Annotated in this window: 16 protein-coding genes and 1 tRNA gene; 8 read left to right on the top strand and 9 right to left on the bottom strand. The window is 36.6% G+C overall.

Going from position 1 to position 22,517, the window contains the following annotated elements:
- Positions 1–200: 200 nt before the first annotated feature.
- The 4 genes from IEV85_RS12730 to mltG all read right to left on the bottom strand — a co-directional run bounded on the left by IEV85_RS12730 (position 201) and on the right by mltG (position 2,744).
- Positions 201–285 (bottom strand) — tRNA-Ser (locus tag IEV85_RS12730).
- A gap of 86 nt (positions 286–371) precedes the next feature.
- Positions 372–1,304, bottom strand: a complete 933-nt coding sequence (locus tag IEV85_RS12725) for a YhjD/YihY/BrkB family envelope integrity protein (RefSeq protein WP_188463897.1) — start codon at positions 1,302–1,304, stop codon at positions 372–374.
- Positions 1,294–1,704: an acyl-CoA thioesterase gene (locus IEV85_RS12720; RefSeq protein WP_188463895.1), complete on the bottom strand. Its 411-nt coding sequence runs from the start codon at positions 1,702–1,704 to the stop codon at positions 1,294–1,296. Before IEV85_RS12720 ends, IEV85_RS12725 begins: the two co-directional genes overlap by 11 nt.
- 5 nt (positions 1,705–1,709) lie before the next feature.
- Positions 1,710–2,744 (bottom strand): endolytic transglycosylase MltG, encoded by a 1,035-nt coding sequence (gene mltG / locus IEV85_RS12715; protein WP_188463893.1) that lies wholly within the window; start codon positions 2,742–2,744, stop codon positions 1,710–1,712.
- A 260-nt stretch (positions 2,745–3,004) separates the two neighbouring features.
- Here mltG and IEV85_RS12710 point away from each other — a divergent pair, with 260 nt between their 5' ends.
- The 8 genes from IEV85_RS12710 (at position 3,005) to IEV85_RS12675 (ending at position 14,735) form a co-directional block, all read left to right on the top strand.
- Positions 3,005–3,628, top strand: a complete 624-nt coding sequence (locus IEV85_RS12710; RefSeq protein ID WP_188463891.1) for an L-threonylcarbamoyladenylate synthase — start codon at positions 3,005–3,007, stop codon at positions 3,626–3,628.
- A gap of 67 nt (positions 3,629–3,695) precedes the next feature.
- Entirely contained in the window at positions 3,696–4,325 is a 630-nt protein-coding gene (locus IEV85_RS12705) for a WbqC family protein (protein WP_188463889.1), read from the top strand.
- A gap of 218 nt (positions 4,326–4,543) precedes the next feature.
- Entirely contained in the window at positions 4,544–7,108 is a 2,565-nt protein-coding gene (locus IEV85_RS12700; RefSeq protein ID WP_188463887.1) for an ATP-dependent Clp protease ATP-binding subunit, read from the top strand.
- Between the two features lie 287 nt (positions 7,109–7,395).
- Complete coding sequence (locus tag IEV85_RS12695; RefSeq protein WP_188463885.1) at positions 7,396–7,659, top strand: hypothetical protein; 264 nt, start codon at positions 7,396–7,398, stop codon at positions 7,657–7,659.
- 1,337 nt (positions 7,660–8,996) lie between these two features.
- A complete protein-coding gene (locus tag IEV85_RS12690) occupies positions 8,997–9,467 on the top strand; it encodes an Lrp/AsnC ligand binding domain-containing protein (protein WP_188463883.1) in 471 nt (156 codons plus the stop codon).
- 81 nt (positions 9,468–9,548) lie between these two features.
- On the top strand, positions 9,549–10,355 hold the full coding sequence (lgt, locus tag IEV85_RS12685) for a prolipoprotein diacylglyceryl transferase (RefSeq protein WP_188463881.1): 807 nt from the start codon (positions 9,549–9,551) through the stop codon (positions 10,353–10,355).
- Between the two features lie 707 nt (positions 10,356–11,062).
- A complete protein-coding gene (uvrA, locus tag IEV85_RS12680) occupies positions 11,063–13,921 on the top strand; it encodes an excinuclease ABC subunit UvrA (RefSeq protein WP_188463879.1) in 2,859 nt (952 codons plus the stop codon).
- Between the two features lie 121 nt (positions 13,922–14,042).
- On the top strand, positions 14,043–14,735 hold the full coding sequence (locus IEV85_RS12675) for an alpha/beta fold hydrolase (protein ID WP_188463877.1): 693 nt from the start codon (positions 14,043–14,045) through the stop codon (positions 14,733–14,735).
- A 48-nt stretch (positions 14,736–14,783) separates the two neighbouring features.
- On the opposite strand, the gene IEV85_RS12670 is transcribed toward IEV85_RS12675, so the two are convergent.
- The 5 genes from IEV85_RS12670 to IEV85_RS12650 all read right to left on the bottom strand — a co-directional run bounded on the left by IEV85_RS12670 (position 14,784) and on the right by IEV85_RS12650 (position 22,330).
- On the bottom strand, positions 14,784–15,995 hold the full coding sequence (locus IEV85_RS12670) for an MFS transporter (RefSeq protein WP_188463875.1): 1,212 nt from the start codon (positions 15,993–15,995) through the stop codon (positions 14,784–14,786).
- A gap of 81 nt (positions 15,996–16,076) precedes the next feature.
- On the bottom strand, positions 16,077–17,480 hold the full coding sequence (gene lpdA / locus IEV85_RS12665; protein WP_188463873.1) for a dihydrolipoyl dehydrogenase: 1,404 nt from the start codon (positions 17,478–17,480) through the stop codon (positions 16,077–16,079).
- 57 nt (positions 17,481–17,537) lie between these two features.
- A complete protein-coding gene (locus IEV85_RS12660) occupies positions 17,538–17,888 on the bottom strand; it encodes a four helix bundle protein (RefSeq protein WP_188463871.1) in 351 nt (116 codons plus the stop codon).
- Positions 17,889–17,968: 80 nt separating this feature from the next.
- Positions 17,969–19,564 carry a 2-oxoglutarate dehydrogenase complex dihydrolipoyllysine-residue succinyltransferase gene (odhB, locus tag IEV85_RS12655; protein WP_188463870.1) on the bottom strand — a complete coding sequence of 532 codons (1,596 nt, stop codon included), beginning with the start codon at positions 19,562–19,564 and terminating at the stop codon, positions 17,969–17,971.
- 24 nt (positions 19,565–19,588) lie between these two features.
- Positions 19,589–22,330 carry a 2-oxoglutarate dehydrogenase E1 component gene (locus IEV85_RS12650; RefSeq protein WP_188463868.1) on the bottom strand — a complete coding sequence of 914 codons (2,742 nt, stop codon included), beginning with the start codon at positions 22,328–22,330 and terminating at the stop codon, positions 19,589–19,591.
- Positions 22,331–22,517: the final 187 nt, after the last annotated feature.

Raw genomic sequence — 22,517 nt, 5'->3', positions numbered from 1 at the left:
GTAACCTGGAAGTACTCAAGAATGCCTTCAGGCAAAAACAACTCAATTAAACCCTGATCCACTTTAACTTTTTTTTTGTGCAAAGTTAATCCTTCATCTATAAATCCCCAGATTTTCAGATTGATCCATTGGAATTCAGATTGATCCATTAAAAGACACAAAAAAAAACCTGACAACTTTAGTTATCAGGGTTAAATCTGCAGAGGAGGAGGGATTCGAACCCCCGGTACCTCGCGGTACATTGGTTTTCAAGACCAACGCGATCGACCACTCTGCCACTCCTCTATACTTGTTTTTCGGAATCCTTTTCCGAATTGGAATGCAAATGTATTGGTTTTTTATTTTAAGCAAAAGCTTTTCGTAAAAAATAATTAAACCTTAGGAAATTCTTTGTTCTTGGCTCTTGCCAGACTCACATTCAGCTCAAAACCCACAATCAAAAATAATGATAAAATAGAAAACCAGATCATTAAAGCAATTAGGGCACCAATGGAACCGTAAAGCTTATTGTATGTCCCGAAATTATTAATGTAAAAGGAGAAACCGAATGAAATAGCAAGACATAAAGCTGTAGCCAGCACAGAACCCACATTAAAGAAATGCCATTTTTCCTCCACTGCAGGCGCTAAATAATAAATAACTGAAATGGCAATTTGAAACAGAAAGAAAATTACTAAAAACCTTAAAGCAATAAATAAATAAATAATAAAATCATCGTTAATAAGACCAAGCTCCTGAATGAAATTCAACACCTGCTGCGCCACAATAAGTAACAAAATGGAGGTAAAAAGTACAAATGCTAACAGAAAGGTAAGTGATATTGCTACTAGCTTTGATTTAAAAAAACCTCTGCTTTCTTTTGTTCTATAAGTTTTATTGAAGGCCTGCATTAAAGCAGTAGTACCATTTGTTGCAAAATACAAAGCTGCCAAAAAACCAAAGGATAGGAGCCCTCCTCGTGATTTAGAAAGAATATCTGCAATAGTTGCCTCAGCTTCACTGTAAACTGAACGCGGCATAGTTTCCTGTAGCAGATTCATCACCTCCTCCGTTAAATTATCAATGGGTAACTCAGGAATTAAAGTAAAAAGAAAGATAATAGCAGGAAAAATAGCGAGCGTAAATTGAAAAGCTATATTATTGGACCTCTCCATAATATGGTTGGTTTTCATTTCATCCATGAAAATCCTGTAAATCATGAAATAAGAAACTCCACTTTTTTCATGATACGTGTTTTTTAAAAAGTGTATAAAGCTCCTGACAAATGGTATTGACAATATGATTCTGGCATATTTAATCTTCATCAAAATAAGGATTTAATATATCAGATAAAATGGCCGGTATATGACAAGGTTTACCAGTACTTTTATCTACAAAGACGAGCACCGTATAACCTTTATGAATGATACTTCCTTCCTTCAGTATTTCATACTCATATTTTACTTTTACACCAGGTTTCTCTTTAATTAATACCCTTATTATAAGCTCATCATCATACAAAGCCGGCTTGTAGTATTTAGAGTAATTTTCAAACACAGGCATTATCACCCCTTCTTCCTCAATCTGTTTATAAGTAAGGCCTAAGCTTCTGATAGATTCCGCTCTGGCTACTTCATAAAATGTAGAATAATTTCCATAATAGCAGTATCCCATCTGATCAGTTTCAGCATATCTTACCCGCAATCTATGTTCAAACTCGTACATGCTTCTTATTTGTAAATATTTGCCTGATTTAAAGCTCTCTGATATTCCCTTGCATTTTTGTTATGTTCCACCAGGTTGGTTGCAAATGCATGATAACCTGAAAAATCTGACTTAGCACAGAAGTAAAGGTATTTATGATTCTGAGCATTCAACACCGCGTCAATTGAATTAATCTCAGGTAAATTAATAGGACCCGGAGGCAAGCCTGTAAACCTGTAGAGATTGTAGGGAGAATCTACTTCCTTATGTACATTAAGTACTCTCTTAATAGTAAAATCACCAATGGCAAATACCAGAGCCGGATCCGCCTGTAAAGCCATATTTCTTTCCAATCTGTTTAAATAGACACCTGCAATTTTTGGTCTTTCGTCAGACTTGATGCTTTCTGCCTGAACAATTGAAGCCAAAATACTCACTTCAATGGGTGTTAAACCAATTGCCTTTGCCTTTGCTTTTCGTTCAGCAGTCCAAAATTTTTCATATTCAGAGTGCATTCTGTCAAAAATACCCTGTGCTGAAATAGTATAGTAAACTTCATAAGTATTAGGGATGAACATAGTCATGATATTATCTACAGTGAAGCCTGCATTATTGATGATTGAATCATTATTTAAGAGGTTCAAAAAAGACAGAGAATCCGCACTTACATCATCCGTAATTTTACCTGCCAGCTCTGATTTCAGTCTCACATTATTAAATGTAATTTCAGTAGGAGTTTGCCTTCCTGAGCGTAATAACCTGATAGCTTGCAGGTTAGTCATATCTTTCTCCAGAAGGTATAATCCCGGCTTTATATTTTCCTGATAATCCAGCACTTTAGCTACAAAGCTAAAAGAAAGCATATCGTTTACTATACCCTCATCGTAAACTTTATCTTGCAAGTCTTTAAAGGTCATATTCTCATCAATAACAATGAGTTGATCTCCCTTATCAACTAATATATTTTCAGTAAAAAAAACCTGGTAGAAGTAAAAGGCAAAAGAGGTAATTAAGATGGATGATACGATTACCAACCCAATCAGAAAATTATTTTTATTCATATAAAGTATATTATTAGCTTATTCATTTAATAGTCAGAAGCACCACATCAACAGAAGGGGTTGCAGATATCACAATACCTAGTATTTTTTTTAGGTTTAAAATTAACTAATCAAAAAGCCCGGATGATGACCTTCGTTACAATTTTATTTCCAGTGGTCACCGTTCCATGAAGCCAGTTTTCAAATTTAGAATGCAAATTTAAGGATTTTGTTTTTGGGATTAACAAAACACATTTAATACATTTTTAGTATAATTGTGTATGGCTGCAGAATTTATAAAATTATACGAAGAAAATCCCGATGAAAGAAAAATCAAACATATTGTTGAGCTTTTAAAAAACGGGGCAGTAATCATCTATCCCACGGACACTATCTACGGTTTGGGATGTGATTTAACCAACAGAAAGGCGATAGACAAACTGTGCTGGGTTAAAGGAATTAAGCCTGGAAAAATCAATTTGTCATTTATTTGTGAAGACATGAGCCACATTTCCGACTATGTAAAAAATCTTTCCACACCCACCTTTAAATTGATGAAGAAAAACTTACCGGGGCCTTTCACTTTTATTTTACCAGCCAACAGCAATGTGCCAAAAATAGTAAACGCTAATAAAAAAACCGTAGGGATAAGAATTCCAAAACATAATATCCCATTAAGTATTGTAAAACACTTAGGCAACCCGCTTATCACCACTTCAATAAAAGATGATGACGACATTGTAGAGTATCCCACTGATCCGGAGGAAATATATGAATCGTTCAAAAACCTGGTGGATGTGGTAATAGATGGCGATTTTGGAAAAAACACCCCTTCAACTATTGTAGATTGCACCGTTGAACCAGCCGTAATTGTAAGAGAAGGCTTAGGTGAACTGATTCATTAAATATGAGATAAAGTTAGAGTAGATTTCCCAATGCTCGTATCTTTAGCACACTAACAAAAATTAATTAATGGCGAGCCTGTTAATAGAAACACAATACCTTCCTCCAATTGCTTTTTTTTCATATGTGGCAGCAGCAGATGAACTGCTATTAGAAGCCTGTGAGAATTTTGAAAAGCAAACTTTTAGAAATCGCTGTCAGATACTGTCATCTCAGCAGGTAGATACACTCACCATTCCATTAAAAGGGGCAAATAAAAAAATTAAAACAAAAGATATTAAGATAGATAATGAGCAGCCATGGCAGGTAAAACACTGGCGCACAATCAGAACCTGCTATGGAAAAACACCTTTTTTTGAATTTTTTTCCGATGAATTCGAGCCAATTTTTCAGGGCAAATACAGCTTTTTATGGGACTTTAACCTTGATCTACTGACAAAGTGTCTGAAAATCATGCAATTACCCATCAAAATAACTGAAACAACATGTTTTGATAAAGAAACAAAAAATAACGTTATTGATGCCAGATCGTTAATATCTCCTAAGAAACCAGAGTTTATACAGAATAATTTTCGCCCGCAGCAATATTATCAAAACTTTGGCAACACTTTTGAGAAAAATTTAAGCATTATAGATTTACTGATGAATGAAGGATCAAATGCCTTAAATGTCATTAAGGCGTCAAAAGTAGGTATATAAGAGAATTTTCTTCGTTATTATTTAAATATTACGTTGAAATATTTTCAAACAAAAAGAATATAAAGTGTGGCACAAACTCTAACAAACAAATAATATTACATCACACTTACAGCAGTTTATATAAATTTAAAACTTTAGTTTTTTTATTTAGTTTTTAATATCGTTACATTGTGTTGTACATAGCAATACATGAATTTCTAACACGAGGAGATAGAATTATGGAAGCAAAATTTTCAAATAGAGTAAAGGAAGTGATTTCTCTAAGTCGCGAGGAAGCTTTACGTCTTGGGCATGATTATATAGGTACAGAACATTTATTATTGGGAATGGTAAGAGAAGGTGAAGGCGTAGCCATTAGCCTGTTGAAGAAACTGGGGATTTCTTTGGATGAGTTAAGGGGAGAATTGGAAAGAAGCACAAGAGGAACAGCTACCAATAATGTGAAAAACCTGGCTAATATACCATTAACCAAGCAATCAGAAAAAGTATTAAAGATCACTTACCTTGAAGCTAAAATATTTAAAAGTCAGCTAATCGGTACAGAGCACTTATTACTTTCTATTTTAAGAGATGAGGACAATATAGCCTCGCAGGTAATGGATAAGTTTGATGTAAATTATGATGTAATTAAAGAATTACTTGAATATCAAACTCAAAATCCTATGGCATCATCCGATACAGATGATAGCGATGAGGACTCCAGCAAATTATTTGGAGGAGGATCAAGAGAGTCAGGCAGCAGCTCAGGCAGCAAAACTGCAGAAAAATCTAAAACCCCTGTTTTAGATAACTTTGGCAGAGATTTAACAAAATTAGCCGAAGAAGATAAGCTTGACCCTATTGTAGGCCGTGAAAAAGAAATTGAGAGAGTAGCACAGATACTTTCCCGAAGAAAAAAGAATAATCCTATCTTAATAGGTGAACCTGGTGTAGGTAAAACAGCTATTGCTGAAGGTCTTGCCTTGAGAATTATTCAAAGAAAAGTTTCACGCGTTTTATTTAATAAAAGAGTAGTTACATTGGATTTAGCTTCTTTAGTAGCTGGCACAAAATACAGAGGTCAGTTTGAGGAGCGAATGAAAGCTGTGATGAACGAATTGGAAAAATCTCCAAATGTGATTCTTTTTATTGACGAACTTCACACCATTGTTGGGGCAGGTGGTGCTTCAGGCTCACTAGATGCCAGCAACATGTTTAAACCTGCTTTGGCAAGGGGCGAGATACAATGCATCGGTGCCACTACTTTAGATGAGTACAGACAATATATTGAAAAAGATGGTGCACTGGCCAGACGTTTCCAGATGGTAATGATTGATGCTACCACTGTAGAGGAAACTATGGAAATACTTGATAATATAAAAGACAAGTATGAAGACCACCACAATGTAAACTTTACTAAAGAAGCCATTGAAGCTTGTGTTAAACTAAGCGACAGATATATTTCTGACAGATTTCTTCCTGATAAAGCAATAGATGTAATGGATGAAGCTGGCGCAAGAGTTCACATCAATAATATTCATGTACCTGAAGAAATTGTGAAGCTTGAAGCAGCCATTGAAGATGTAAAGAAAGAAAAGAATTTGGTGGTAAGAAGCCAAAAGTATGAAGAGGCTGCCAGATTAAGAGATAGTGAGAAGAAATTATTGGATGAACTTGAAAACGCTAAAAGAAACTGGGAAGAAGAAACAAAGAGCAAGCGTTATAAAGTAACAGAAGATAATGTGGCTGAAGTGATAGCTATGATGACCGGAGTTCCTACCAAAAGAGTGGCTCAAAATGAAGGAGCTAAACTTAAAGGTATGGGCGAAGACTTAAAAGGTCAGGTAATTGGTCAGGATGAAGCCATAGTAAAACTTTCAAAAGCCATTCAAAGAACAAGGATCGGGTTAAAAGACCCGAAAAAACCAATTGGTTCCTTCGTATTCTTAGGACCAACAGGTGTAGGTAAAACCGAATTGGCTAAAGTACTTTCTATGTATCTGTTTGATAAGGAAGATGCTTTAATCAGGATAGATATGAGTGAGTATATGGAGAAATTCTCCGTGTCCAGACTTGTAGGAGCGCCTCCGGGATATATAGGATATGAAGAAGGTGGTCAGCTTACAGAAAAAGTGAGACGTAAGCCTTACTCAGTCGTATTGCTGGATGAGATTGAAAAAGCGCACCCTGATGTGTTTAATATTTTACTTCAGGTGCTAGACGATGGAATCCTGACTGATGGATTAGGCAGAAGGGTGGATTTCCGTAATACAATCATCATCATGACCTCTAATATTGGAGTTCGTGATCTGAAAGATTTTGGAGCTGGAATTGGCTTTGCTACACAGGAGAAACTAAATAGCTCTAATGATGCAATGAAGTCAACTATCCAGAATGCATTGAAAAAAGCATTTAGTCCTGAATTTTTAAATAGATTAGATGATGTGATTGTTTTCAATAGTCTGGAAAGAGAACATCTTCATAAAATCATTGACCTTTCATTAAAGAAAGTTTTTGATAGAATGTTATCATTAGGTTATGACATCGAACTGACTGAAAAAGCAAAAGATTTTCTATCTGAAAAAGGGTATGATCAGCAATACGGTGCAAGACCATTAAATCGCGCCATACAGAAGTACCTTGAAGATTTAGTAGCTGAGGAAATTCTTAGCGAAAACATTAAAGTGGGTGATTCCATTATTGCCGATCATGATGGTAAAAGTGATAAGCTTTTCATTAAGCAGAAAAAGAAGAAGAAGGACGATAGTCCTGAAAATAAAGAAGATAAAAAAAAGGCTGATTAATCAGCCTTTTTTTTTGCCTTCTCTTGAGAGGGCTAAAACACTTTCTTTCTCTGTTAAATTATTTAGCTATACTTATCTTCCAGCCTCTAAATCCACTAGTTAGTAACCCCACTTCTGCCCCCTTTTAATCTATTATCAGTATTAATATTACATTGTAACAGAACCTATTACATCCTCTATATCACTATACTTATACAAGATTTATTGCACTTAAACGACAATATCTTTTAATAATTTGAATAATATTAATTTATGGTGATTTTTACAATAACAATAATAGAAATATCATGCATACGACAACTATTGATAAAGAAGCAATCATTGAAAAATTAGCTACTATCATTGAACAAAGTGAAGCTCCTGCATCCGAATGGAAAATCGGAATTGCCAATTTACAGCGTATTTCATTATTAAATGTAAATGAAGAGATTCACTTTATAGTATGTGATTTGGAATTGGGAAAAGAAGTCCTTTTCAATTTTATCGCTCAAGGTGTACAGACCTGCAAAATGAGTAAAGCAAATGCAGATGCGATTTACTTATACAGGTAATTAGAATAAGAATTTAACAAATAAAAAGCCTCCATATTATTAAATACAGAGGCTTATTATATTTAGCTGTAAGGGAAGGAGTCGAACCTTCATGAAGCAGTTAGACCCGGAAATCACGATAAACTGCCTAAGCAAATTATCGTGAAACCACCAGGCTTTATCCAAAACCTCCACCCCCGAGACAGGAGGGCATGTCTGCCAGTTTCATCACCTTACAATTTTTAAATCTTAAAGCTACCCTTTCGGTGAGCTATTGCTGTAGAGGAAGGAGTCGAACCTTCACGAAGTAGTTAGACCTGGTAATCACGATAAACTGCCTAAGCAAATTATCGTGAAACCACCAGGCTTTATCCAAAACCTCCACCCCCGAGACAGGAGGGCATGTCTGCCAGTTTCATCACCTTACAATTTTTAAATCTTAAAGCTACCCTTTCGGTGAGCTATTGCTGTAGAGGAAGGAGTCGAACCTTCACGAAGTAGTTAGACCTGGTAATCACGATAAACTGCGAAGCAAATTATCGTGAAACCACCAGGCTTTATCCCAAAACCTCCACCCCCGAGACAGGAGGGCATGTCTGCCAGTTTCATCACCTTACAATTTTTAAACCTAATTAAAACCTACCCTTTCGATAAGCTTTTGCTGTAAGGGAAGGAGTCGAACCTTCACGGAGTAGTTAGACCCGGCAATCACGATAAACTGCCGAAGCAAATTATCGTGAATCCACCAGGCTTTATCCAAAACCTCCACCCCCGAGACAGGAGGGCATGTCTGCCAGTTTCATCACCTTACAATTTTTAAACCTAATTAAAACCTACCCTTCCGGTGAGCTTTTGCTGTAAGGGAAGGAGTCGAACCTTCACGGAGTAGTTAGACCCGGTAATCACGATAAACTGCCTAAGCAAATTATCGTGAATCCACCAGGTTTTATCCAAAACCTCCACCCCCGAGACAGGAGGGCATGTCTGCCAGTTTCATCACCTTACAATTTTTAAACCTAATTAAAACCTACCCTTTCGGTAAGCTTTTGCTGTAAGGGAAGGAGTCGAACCTTCACGGAGTAGTTAGACCCGGCTATCACGATAAACTGCCGAAGCAAATTATCGTGAAACCACCAGGCTTTATCCAAAACCTCCACCCCCGAGACAGGAGGGCATGTCTGCCAGTTTCATCACCCTACAATTTTATGATTCAGTTAGCACTTTCTGCCTTTCTGATATTTCAAAGGTAATAAAAAGATCAATACGTTAAATAAAATTTAATATTATTTGATAATTTATACAGATATCATAATTTTAACATATATTTATTGATTAATAAGCAAAATAGATATTTAATTATGGAAGAAAATTATCAACTTGACAATACAGATTTAGCGATTTTAAACATCCTCATGCATGATGCAAGGCGACCTTTTACTGAGGTCGCGGAAGAAGTGTTTGTTTCGCCAGGTACAGTGCACGTAAGAATGAGAAAAATGGAAAAGTTAGGGTTAATTAAGAATGCCCAACTTCAGGTAGATTTAGCTAAACTTGGAATGGACATTACTGCATTCCTGGGCGTATATCTTCAAAAAAGCTCCCTTTACGATGATGTAGTAACCGCCTTAAAAGCTATTCCTGAAATTATTGATTGCCATTATACAACAGGTGCTTATTCAATGTTCGTTAAAATTGTATGCAAAGACACTAGCCACTTAAAAAATATTCTTCACGACAAGATTCAACCCATAGAAGGAATAGAAAGAACAGAGACTTTTATATCTTTGGAAGAAAGTATTAACCGACCGCTTTCATTACCTAAGCATTAACTTACTGTACAATCATTTAAAATGTTATTTGCAATTAGTTCAAAATAATTTTCTAATTTCCTCAAAACTTCAATATCATTCATGCTCAATTACATTATTTGGAATCCTGATGGAACACTTTTAGATCTTGGATTCTATCAATTAAGGTGGTACTCTGTTCTCTTTGGTTTAGGTTTTGTACTGGGTTACCAATTTGTAAAATGGAGGTTTAAGCGTGCTGAAATCGACACGAAATTGCTCGACAACCTTGCAGTATATCTGGTGGTGGCCACAATCATTGGAGCACGATTGGTTCATTGCCTCTTTTATGATTGGGATTATTTCTCTAATCATTTACTTGAAATATTTCTCCCTTTTCGGTTCAGCCCCCATTTTGAATTCATAGGTTTTCAAGGCCTTGCCAGCCATGGTGGAGGTTTAGGGGTAATAATTGCTTTAATCATATTTGCCAGGAAATACAATCTAAAAAAACTATGGCTGATTGATACCATTGCACTTGTAACTCCTTTAGCAGGAGCATGCATTCGTTTAGGTAATCTCATGAATTCTGAGATTTTAGGCAATCCCACTGATGTTTCATGGGCTTTTATATTTGAACAGGTAGACCTGCAACCAAGACACCCCGCACAACTCTATGAGGCAATCTGCTATTTAATATTATTTGTTATACTGTTTATAATAGACAGAAGTCAAAAAGTGAAAGAAGGATTTATTTTTGGACTCATGCTGGTGGGAATATTTATTGCAAGATTTCTGATTGAATTTGTAAAAGCTGATCAATCCGATTTCGAGGCTGATATGGTGTTGAATATGGGACAATGGCTGAGCATTCCTTTTATACTTGTAGGTATAATATTTATTATTCTCTCAATGAAAAAGAAACTTTGATGCTTGAATCTTATCCTAGTTTCTATGAAAATAGGTAAGATATGATCCTTCCAGCATCTTTACCAAAGTAAAAAGCCATTATTGTGACGATTGAAATCAATAAGCCGATTTTGAGAAATTTTGGTTTAGAAATACTCTTAGAGAATATAATAGCCAATAAAGTAAAGGCTAAAAAACATAGCTATAGCTCCGAAAAGCATTTTTATACCTATTGATAACTGGCTTTTATTGATGGGGGGTAGTTTTCATAATTTTGATATTATTTTGTTGCTGCTTTGTAACCTTTATCAACACCTTTTTCAAAAGCATCTTTATGAGCTTTCCAATCTAATGCTGCTGATATTGCCACACTAAAAATTATTCCTGCAAAAAAAACTTATAATGTGTGCTTTAGTTATTTTTTTCATAAATATAAATATATGAAGTTTTTATTCAATATAAAAAAGTTACACCCTTTTACCAGTCACTGATTACTAAGGGTTAAAACTCACTCCTCAATTTTTAGCAAAACTTCTTGAGACCAGTATTCTTCCAATCTATTTCTTATGCATACTTCTCAATGCATTGCTATAATATAAATCCAAAATCTTTAAACAATAGAGTAGCATAATTTGTAAATTTACAGGTTAGTGCAATGAATGAAATCCATTTCAATCCTTTTCCGTTTTTCAGTAAAAGGTATTGGTCATTAAGTCTAAAATATATTCATGAACACATCAGAACAAGCCATTAAGGCTGTTGATCATAAAACACTTGCTACTTCGGAGGAATTTTTGGAAGTAATTGGTGCCAGAGAACATAATTTAAAAAACATTGATATCTCCATACCCCGCAACAAGTTGGTGGTAATAACAGGTATTAGTGGAAGCGGCAAATCCAGTTTGGCTTTTGATACCATCTACGCAGAAGGCCAAAGACGCTATATGGAAAGTTTTTCTGCCTACGCACGTTCCTTCATAGGCAATATGGAAAGACCTGATGTTGATAAAATTAACGGACTCTCTCCTGTAATTTCTATCGAGCAAAAGACGACTTCCAAAAATCCACGATCTACAGTGGGCACGCTCACTGAAATCTACGATTTTCTTAGAGTGCTTTATGCAAGGGCCGGTGAAGCTTACTCCTACAATACGGGTAAAAAAATGCAGCGCCAAACCGAAGACCAGATCATTGCGCACTTGATCAGTGATTTTGACCAGGCGAAACTCAGTATATTGGCACCTGTTGTAAAAGGTAGAAAAGGCCACTACAGAGAACTCTTCCAACAGATTCGGAAAATGGGATTTACCAAAGCCAGAGTTGATGGTGTGATTGTGGATATTGATGACCGCATGCAAGTGGATCGCTACAAAACACATGATATTGAAATAGTGATAGATCGCATTGTAGTAGATGAAAAAGACACTTTCCGAATTACACAATCTGTTAAAACTGCCTTAAAGCATGGTGATGGCATCATGATGGTGCGTGACACTGAAGGAAATATTCAGCATTTCTCTAAAAATTTGATGGATCCTGAAACAGGCCTGGCCTATGATGAACCAGCCCCAAACAGCTTTTCTTTTAACTCCCCATATGGAGCATGCCCTACCTGCAATGGATTAGGAGAGATTGAAAACATCACACAGGAATCGATCATCCCTGACCCAAAACTGAGCATTAGCCGAGGAGGAATAGCACCCCTGGGCGAATACCGTGACATCTGGATTTTTAAGAAAATTGAGGCTATCCTAAAAAATACCAAAGTTAGCCTTTCCACCCCATTGGAAAAATTCCCTGAAGAAGTGATTAATGTTTTACTTTATGGCAGTAAAATGAAGGTAGATGTGCCGTCTATCAAGCACCCCGGCACCAAATGGACCACTAGTTTTGAAGGTATTATCAATTTTCTTGAGAAGCAGCAAGAAGGCGGGTCTGACAAAATGAGGGACTGGTTGCAGGACTATACGATTGTGCAAACCTGTCCTGATTGCCACGGTTACAGATTAAAAAAGGAATCTCTTCATTTCCTTATTGATAAAAAGAATATTTCTGAACTGGCAATGATGAGTATCACTGAATTAAGTCAGTGGTTGGAAAATATTGAAGAGCGATTGACGGATAAACAGCAAGTGATTGGCACGGAAGTTCTAAAAGAAGTAAGAAAAAGAGTAGGCTTTCTCCTTGATGTAGGATTGGATTACCTTTCACTTAACAGAACATTAAAAACACTCTCCGGTGGTGAGGCTCAGAGGATAAGATTAGCCACCCAAATAGGTACACAGCTGGTAGGAGTGCTTTATATTCTGGATGAGCCAAGTATAGGTTTGCATCAGCGGGACAATATGAAATTGATTTCTGCTTTAAAGGAATTACGCGATTTGGGTAATACTGTAATGGTGGTGGAGCATGATAAAGATATGATGCTGGCTTCAGATTTTATACTGGATATTGGCCCCGGTGCCGGCAGACATGGCGGCAAGGTAGTGGCAGCAGGAAACCCGGAAAGCTTTCTTAAACAAGGAAGCAGAACTTCAAAATACTTAACTGGTGATTTATCTATTGAGGTACCTAAACAAAGGAGGAAGGGCAATGGTAAAAAGCTGGAACTAAAAGGAGCAACTGGTAATAATCTTAAAAATGTATCGGTAGATTTTCCTTTAGGCACCATGATTTGTGTAACAGGAGTATCCGGTAGTGGGAAATCCACATTAATTCATGATACTTTGTACCCCATTCTAAATCAGAAATTTTATCGCTCCAAGCGTGAGCCAATGCCTCATAAAAGCATTAAGGGATTAGAGAATTTAGATAAAGTTATTGAAGTTGATCAATCACCTATTGGCAGAACTCCGAGATCTAATCCGGCAACTTATACAGGAGTTTTCACAGACATACGTGCTTTATTCAGTAATCTGCCAGAGGCTAAAATTAGAGGTTACAAACCTGGAAGGTTCTCTTTTAATGTAAAAGAGGGCAGGTGTGAAACTTGTGAAGGAGGCGGAATGAAGCTTATTGAAATGGACTTTCTTCCTGATGTACACGTTCCGTGCGAAACCTGTAAAGGCAAAAGATATAATCGTGAGACTTTAGAAGTACGGTTTAAAGGAAAATCTATTTCCGATGTGCTTGACATGACGGTAGAACAAGCTGTTGAATTCTTTGAAAATCAGCCAAAGATTTTGAGAAAAATTCAAACACTTGCTGAAGTTGGTTTGGGATATATTACGATAGGCCAACATGCCACTACCCTTTCAGGAGGAGAAGCTCAGCGAGTAAAACTAGCCACCGAATTATCTAAAAAAGACACAGGAAATACATTTTATATTTTAGATGAGCCAACAACAGGCTTACACTTTCAGGATATACAGCATTTACTAGATGTACTACAAAAACTGGTGGATAAAGGTAATTCAGTATTGATTATTGAACATAATATGGATGTTATAAAAGTGGCTGATCATTTAATAGATTTAGGGCCTGAGGGAGGAAAAGGAGGTGGCAACATAGTTTTTACAGGTACACCTGAGAATATTTTAAAGAAAAAGGACAGTTACACCGGGAAATTCCTTAAAATGGAAATGTAACACACTGAAAATAATGATGTTTAGCAGGAAACTTCATTAAAAAATGCAGCTATAATTGAAAAGAAATTACATGTAACGCCATAAAATTGCAGCTTCTAAATTCAATATCTAGATTTGCAGAATGGAAAAACTTTTAATTCTGCATGGTGCGCTAGGCTCCAAATCACAATTTGAAGCACTGCTAAGTTCCTTTTCCCAAAAAGTTGACGCTTATTTTTTAGAATTTTCCGGACATGGAATTCAACCTTTTCAGAAAGACTTTTCAATTGAGCAATTTAGTGTTGAATTGATTCGCTTTGTCGATAATAATAATTTGAAAGGATGCCATGTTTTTGGGTATAGCATGGGAGGCTATGTTGCACTTTACACAGCCTCAAATTATCCTGATTATTTTCAATCGATACAAACATTAGGAACTAAGTTTTTGTGGTCCCCTGAAATAGCAGAAAAAGAAACCAAAATGTTGAATGCTGAAAAGATCATAGAGAAGGTTCCTGCATTTGCCGAAGACTTGGAAAGAAGGCACAATGACTGGCAGAAATTGCTTATTTGCACTAAAAGCTTAATGGAAGGTTTAGGCAATGAGGCTTTATTAAGAGGTGATGAGCTTAAAGCTGTTAATATTCCAGTTAAAATCTCAAGGGGCTCAAAGGATCATATGGTTTCTGCTGAAGAAAGTATTTGGGCTAAAAACCATTTACAATTAGCTGAATATCATGAAATATATGAGATGAAACATCCTATTGAAAAATATGATAAGGTAGCATTAGCAAAAACAATAGAAAAAAGCCTTGCTATTTACAATACGCAATAAAATAGTTGAACTTGTTACAATAAGAAAGTAAATCCATTTTGAGCAGCTTTATTCTCTATCCTTTTTCACCTTTCTAATCCTAAAACTTATCAGGATCACTACAAAAATACCAATGGCATTCCTCAAGAATACCTGGTCAAAAGTGTAACCGCTATCCACTAGTACTCCAAAGAACAATGGACCTAAGGCAGTACTTAAAACCATTACTGTAACAAATAAACTTCTCACTTTACCAATAATTCCCACACCAAAGATTTCTGCAAAAAGAGCATTTTTCACAGTACTTCCAGAGCCATTTGCAAAGCCCATAAAAGCCAAGGCTACAGGATAAATAAAAGGAGCATCAGTAATAAGTAGTGACAGCACACCTATTAAATAGGGAATTAAAATAAAAGGAAACAGCTTTTTAGCACTTAGTTTATCTACCCAAGGCCCCGCTAAAAACATTCCTAAAGCACTAGCTCCGGCAAAAGCAGCCAATGAAGAGGACACCCATGCTGCACTCCATCCTTTTGCAGCCCCTAGTTTAAGTTGAAAAAAGAAAATAGCGGTGTTAGTAAAACCTAAAGTGAAGACTGCAGGAGCAATTATTAAAAATGCCTTATGTTTTAAAATGTCCCAATTCTTTATTCCAGAAGGTTCTACTGAAATTACTGAATTAGTTTTTACCTCTTGCTTTTTTTTCTTCTGATAAAGAAAATATACTAAAGGCATTATAATTAGAAGTACAAATAATGTATTTAACTGCAATGAACCTCGCCAACCCAGCCAGCCTATACAAAGTGTTATTAGTACAGGCAAGGTTGCCTCCCCGAAAGGATGACCGGTTGTAGCAATTCCAATAGCTTTACCTCTATCTTTCTCAAAATAGCGCGTCATGGTAGAAACAGCAGTGTGACTCATTAAACCCTGTCCGAAGAGCCTCATCAAGTAAAGGCTAATTCCTACAAAAACTATATTTGAAGATATAGAAAGCGATAGTAGGGCAATAAGCAACCCTCCTAAAATCATAGCCATATATTTCCCTAAACTCATACTATCAAACCTACTACCCATGTAAGGAAGTGTTAAAGCTGAGGCAACGGTAGCTCCAGCATATAAACTGCCCATCCCGGCATTAGATAATCCTAAAAGCTCCTCTATTGATGGAATATAAAGAGATATTAAAAAGGTTTGCCCAAAGCTTGAAAAGTAAGCAAACAGGAAACCTATTCCTAAAACATAGCGGTACTCATGAAATAATTTTTTCCAGCTACTCATAAATGTGTAAATACTCGGGTGGGTAGAAATAAAAAAAGGAAATTACTTTCGCAATTTCCTTTCAAAACGAAATATAAAAAATTACATGTGAATAGGTCTGTTTTCAGAAGCTGCCAAACATGCTTCTTTTACAGCTTCCATATAGGTTGGGTGAGCATGTGACATGCGAGCTACATCTTCCGCTGAAGCTCTGAATTCCATAGCCGTAACACCCGTTGCAATCATATCTGCTGCCCTTGCACCAATAATATGCATACCAAGTATTTCATCTGTTTCTTTATCGGCCAGTACTTTCACTAAACCGTCCACATCCATACTTGCTCTGGCTCTACCTAAAGCTTTATAAGGAAAAGAACCTGTTTTGTAAGCTCTACCTTCTTCTTTCAACTCTTCCTCAGTGAAACCAACACCAGCCACTTCCGGCCAGGTATAAACAACATTTGGAATCAATTTGTAGTGGATATGTGGTTTTTGTCCCATCATTGTTTCCGCTACAAAAACACCTTCTTCCTCAGCTTTATGAGCTAACATGGCGCCACGCACCACATCACCAATGGCATAAATATTGTCCACATCAGTTTTCAAATGTTCATCTACAGGAATCCTTCCTTTTTCATCAGTTTTTAAACCTGCATTCTCCAGATTAAGTCCCTGGGTATAAGGTTTACGACCTACCGAAACTAAGCAATAATCAGCTTTTACTGTTTGGCTCTCTCCCTTATCAGTTTCAAAAGTAACTTCTACTTCCTTGCCTTTATTTTCAACCTTGGTCACTTTATGCTTCAACTTCACATCCATTCCGAGCTTTTTCATACTCTTCTTCATTTCTTTGCCCATAGTTCCATCCATAGTAGGAATAAGGCTATCAAGAAATTCTATCACTGTTACTTGTGAACCAATTCTTTTATAAACAGATCCTAACTCAAGGCCTATTACTCCACCACCAATAACTACCATATGCTTAGGCACTTCTTTCAATTCCAAAGCCTCAGTACTACTTATAATTCGCTTTTTATCGAATTTAGCAAAGGGTAGTTCTACCGGTTTGGAGCCTGTAGCAATAATCACTTTATCGGTCGAAATCTCGGATGCCTTACCTTCTGAATCGGTCACTTTAATGGTATTTTTATCCACAAAAGATCCTACTCCAGTATGTACGTCTATCTTATTTTTCTTCATCAGAAAAGCAATTCCCTCCACATTTTGCTTCACTACATCAGCCTTTCTGGAAATCATCTGCTTGATATCAACTTTCAGGTTGCTTAGGTTTACACCATGCTCTTTAAAAGTAGTTTCAGCATTGTGATAGTGCTCTGAAGAATCTAACAAAGCTTTGGAAGGTATACATCCTACATTTAAGCAGGTACCTCCTAAAGTATTATATTTTTCTATAATGGCGGTTTTCATTCCCAATTGTGCACAACGAATTGCTGCTACATATCCTCCCGGGCCTGAACCGATCACTGTTACATCATATTTGCTCATATTTCCTTTTTTTTAAGTACTAAGTATTGAGTACAAAGTACTGAGATTTTTTTCCTACTAAATTAATTTCTGTTGAAATGAATATGTCATTCTTCTGATTTGAGTTATACTTTCTTGCAGGCTATTATAATCCTCTTCAGATATATACTTGAAGCTATAAGATAATTCCACCTGTGTATCCAATTCGAATAATGAACCTAACGCTATTCCCAGAAACTGTTTGAACTCTTTTTGTCCATTCCTTCCAGCACCCTCTGCAATGTTTGAGGGAATTGAAACAGCACATCTCCTCATTTGAGATTTTAAGCCAAACTTTTCCTCATCAGGAAATTTTTGAGTAAGTACATATACTTCCTCAGCAAGCTTAATTGTCAGACTCCAAATTTTTAATTCTTTATAATTATGCACTTTTAGACTTACTTATTTAAAAGCTAATTTCGCATGTGTCCTATCTCAATTCCCATATCTCAGTTCTCACATCTATCAAACTATATCCCCAACAACAACCTGGTCGGATCTTCCAATAACTCCTTCACTCTGTATAAGAAGCTTACTGACTCTTTTCCATCAATAATTCGGTGGTCGTAACTTAGTGCAACATACATAATAGGTCTGATTTTAACCTCGCCATTAATAGCCACAGGCCTTTCTACGATATTATGCATTCCTAATATTGCCGACTGAGGTGCATTAATAATAGGAGTAGAAAGCATAGAACCGAAAATACCACCATTGGTGATAGTAAAGGTTCCGCCACTCATTTCGTCAATACTCAACTTACCATCTCTTGCTTTTTTGGCCAGTCTGATTACTTCAGATTCTACTTCATTGAAAGATAATTTTTCAGCATTTCTGATTACCGGAACCACCAAACCTTTAGGAGATGAAACAGCAATAGACATATCAACATAGTCATTGTAAACTATTTCGTTTCCATCGATCTGTGCATTTACGGCAGGCCACTCCTTCAATGCCAAAGTACAGGCTTTTGTAAAGAATGACATAAATCCTAAGCCAACCTCATATTTTTCCTTAAACTGCTCTTTATATTTTTTCCTAATATCCATGATAGGCTGCATATCTACTTCATTAAAAGTAGTTAACATTGCCGTTTCATTCTTAACACTTACCAGCCTTCTTGCTACGGTTTTTCTCAGGCTGGACATTTTCTCCCTGTGCTGGTCACGATCACCAGAAGTTTGAGGCGCTGAAGCACTCGAATCTTCTTTTTTCTCTTCAGACTTAGAAGCTTGTGGAGCTTTGGATGCTTGTTTTTCAGCATTCTCAGCATCTTCTTTGGTAATTCGGCCATCTCTGCCGGTACCTTTAATATTTGAAGGGTCAATTCCTTTTTCTTTCAGGATTTTAGCAGCAGCAGGGCTGGCATGTCCTGATGCATACGTTTCATCAGAAGATGTTGGCGCGGCTGATTTTGATTCACCACTATCAGCATTTTCTTTTTTCTCAGATGATGGCGCTCCACCTTCCGTCACTTCAATATTACAGATTGTGGCTCCAATTTCTAAAGTATCACCTTCCTGTGCTACGATTTTCAGAATACCATTCGCTTCAGCAGGAAGTTCAAAAGTAGCTTTATCAGATTCTACCTCAGCAATAATTTCATCTAGCTCTACATAATCACCATCTGATTTCAACCAGGTGCTAATAGTAACTTCAGTAATAGACTCTCCAACAGTAGGCACAACCATTTCCTTAGTTTCTCCTGTTTTCCTGGAACCTGATCCCGATGACTTGCTTTCTTCCTTCTTTTCAGACTTGGTTTCCTTCGGCTCTGCCTTTACATCCTCTTTTTTATCTGAAGAAGATGATGATTTCTCTCCTCCCTTAGCATCAGTATCAATCTCGCATATCACTGCTCCTACCTCAACGGTATCCTCTTCACTGGCAATAATTTTCAACACTCCTGCTGCTTCAGCCGGAAGCTCAAAAGTAGCTTTGTCGGACTCCAACTCAGCAATAATTTCATCCTGCTCCACATAATCTCCATCTTTCTTTAACCAACTGGCTATAGTAACTTCGGTAATCGACTCACCTACTTCGGGAACTTTTATTTCTAAACTCATTTCTTTATCGGTTGCGTAAAAATTTTATTTCTTAGTTTCAAATGCTTTCTCAACAATGGCATCCTGCTCCTTTTTATGAACTTTGGCATATCCTGTAGCTGGTGAAGCACTGGATTTTCTGGAGATTAGTTGAATTGCTCCTTTGTCAGTAATAGTTCTTAAAATGTAAGTCCAGTAACCCATATTAGATGGTTCTTCCTGTACCCAGAATATTTCAGGACCATTAAATTTCTTCATCGCTTCATCAACCTGATTCATTGGGAACGGATGAAGCTGCTCAATTCGAATAATCGCTACATCTTTTCTCTTGTCAGCCTGCTGCTTTTCTAATAAATCGTAGAAAATTTTGCCAGTACATAACAATACCCTTTTCACATTCTTATTAGTTACATAAGGGTCAGTATATATTTCTTTGAATTCTCCGCTTGTAAACTCTTCAATTGGAGAAATCACTTTAGGATGACGTAGCAAAGATTTAGGCGCAAATTGAACTAATGGTTTTCTAAATTCCCAGGCTACTTGTCTGCGGAACATGTGGAATAAGTTAGCAGGCGTAGTAATGTTGGTAACCACTAAATTTTCCTCTGCTGCTAATTGTAAAAATCTCTCCGGACGAGCATTAGAATGTTCCGGTCCCTGGCCTTCGTAACCATGCGGAAGCAACATTACAAGACCATTCATTCTTTGCCATTTACTTTCAGCGGAAGTGATAAACTGATCAATCATTACCTGGGCTCCATTAGCAAAATCACCAAATTGAGCTTCCCAGATTACCAACGCATTAGGAGTAGCCATTGCATAGCCATATTCAAAACCTAAAACTCCAAATTCTGACAAGAGAGAATTATAAATTCTGAACTTCTCTTTCTGATTGGCATCAATATGATCAAGGTTGCAATAAGGCTCGTTGGTTTCTGCATCGAACACGTAAGAATGTCTGTGCGAGAATGTCCCTCTTTTCACATCCTGACCCGACATACGTACAATGTTTCCGTCCATTAAAAGAGACCCATAAGCCAATAATTCAGCATCTGCCCAGTTTAAAGTCTTTTCCTCAAAGAAGTTTTTCTTTCTTTCTTTAAAAAGTTTGTCAATCTGCTTTAGAGGTTTAAAACCTTTAGGGAGAGTAGTTAAAGCTTTACCTATTTTATTAAGAAGTTCTTCTGAAATTCCAGTTTGAGGCGATTTTAGAAAGTCTTCTGATTTAGCCCTTCTTAGCTGCTCCCACTCTTCTTCTATTTTTTGCGGCTTATACGGAAGTGGCTTTTGTTTCACTTCGTTTAGTCTGTCCTGAAGCAATGCTTTAAAATTCTCTTCCATTTCATTGATGGTTGCAGAATCGAAATCGCCCCTTTCAGTTAATTTCTTCACATAAACTTCCCGTGGGTTAGGGTGCTTTGCAATTTTATTATAAAGCTTAGGCTGGGTGAATTTTGGTTCATCACTCTCATTATGGCCGTGCCTTCTGTAGCAAAGTAAATCTATAAAAATATCCTTATGGAACTTCTCTCTGTATTCCACTGCTAAGTTGGCAGCAAAATTTACTGCTTCAGCATCATCACCATTTACATGAAGCACGGGGGCATCAATCATTTTGGCAATATCAGTACAGTAAATACTTGATCTGGCATCATCATAATCTGTAGTAAAACCAACCTGGTTATTAATGACCAAATGAATAGTTCCTCCAGTTGAATACCCTTCCAGTAAAGACATTTGAATAGTTTCATAAACAATACCCTGCCCTGCAACTGCTGCATCTCCATGAATTAAAATAGGCATAGCAGCATTTACGTCTTTATCATACTCATCATCAATCTGTGCCCTCGTATAGCCAAGAACCACAGAATTTACTGCTTCAAGGTGAGATGGATTAGGAGTTAATTTAACATAAATTTTATTTCCTGAAGTAGAAGCCATGTGGCTGGAATACCCCATATGATATTTCACATCACCATCACCCATGGTAAGGTCTGGGTCTGTATTTCCTTCAAATTCATTGAAGATTTCCTCATATGTTTTGCCCATAATATTGGCAAGTACATTTAACCTACCTCTATGCGCCATACCTATTACAGCTTCCTTTGTACCCAATTCAGAAGCTCTGTTTATTACTTTATCTAAGAAAGGAATAGTATTTTCACCGCCTTCAAGGGAGAAACGCTTTTGACCAATGTATTTTGTATGAAGAAAATGCTCAAAAACAACTGCCTCATTTAATTTAGAAAGTATTCTTTTCTTTTCCTCTTTAGGGGGTTGGTAATTTCCTTTGGGCTTCTCAGCCTTTTCTATAAACCAATCAATAATTTTAGGATCACGGATATGCATGTATTCAAATCCGATTGAGCCAATATATATTTTATCAAGGGTATCAAGTATATTTTTTAAGGAAGCTTTACCAATTCCAATTTCTGAACCAATAGTAAACTCTTCTTTCAAATCCGCCTCTTTAAGATCAAATTCTTCAAGGCTAATTCTTGCATCGTGAGCTCTTCTTTCTCTGACAGGATTGGTTTTTGACTTTAAGTGGCCTCTCATTCGGTAGGCTTGAATCAAGTTACGCACATGAGTTTCCTTAGAAGAAACTTTTGTGTGCTCCTGCTCTATTGAGGATCCGTTTGAACTAAAATCTTTTTGAGAAAACTCGAAGCCTTCGAAAAATCTCTGCCAGGAATCATCCACTGATTGAGGATCTTTTTTATAAGACTGGTATAATTCGTCTATATAGTTACCGTGGGCATTAGCAATGTATGAATACTTATCCATTATGGGTTTTAAGTTATTATTGAGACAAATATAAAAGGTATAAAAATAAGTTAAAAATTGCCTAAACGATTAAGCAAATTTAATTGATAATTAAGCGTTTAAATCTTATTTTTAACCTGCATTTAAATACGTGCTTACACCTTCATTGTTTAAGACTTTTGGAGAATTGATCAGTCTCCAATCTTTT

This window comes from Marivirga lumbricoides, assembly GCF_014636295.1.
In the GTDB taxonomy this organism is placed as follows: domain Bacteria; phylum Bacteroidota; class Bacteroidia; order Cytophagales; family Cyclobacteriaceae; genus Marivirga; species Marivirga lumbricoides.
The sequence above is the reverse complement of the archived record's forward strand: the minus strand, read 5'-3'. Positions and strand labels throughout refer to the sequence as shown.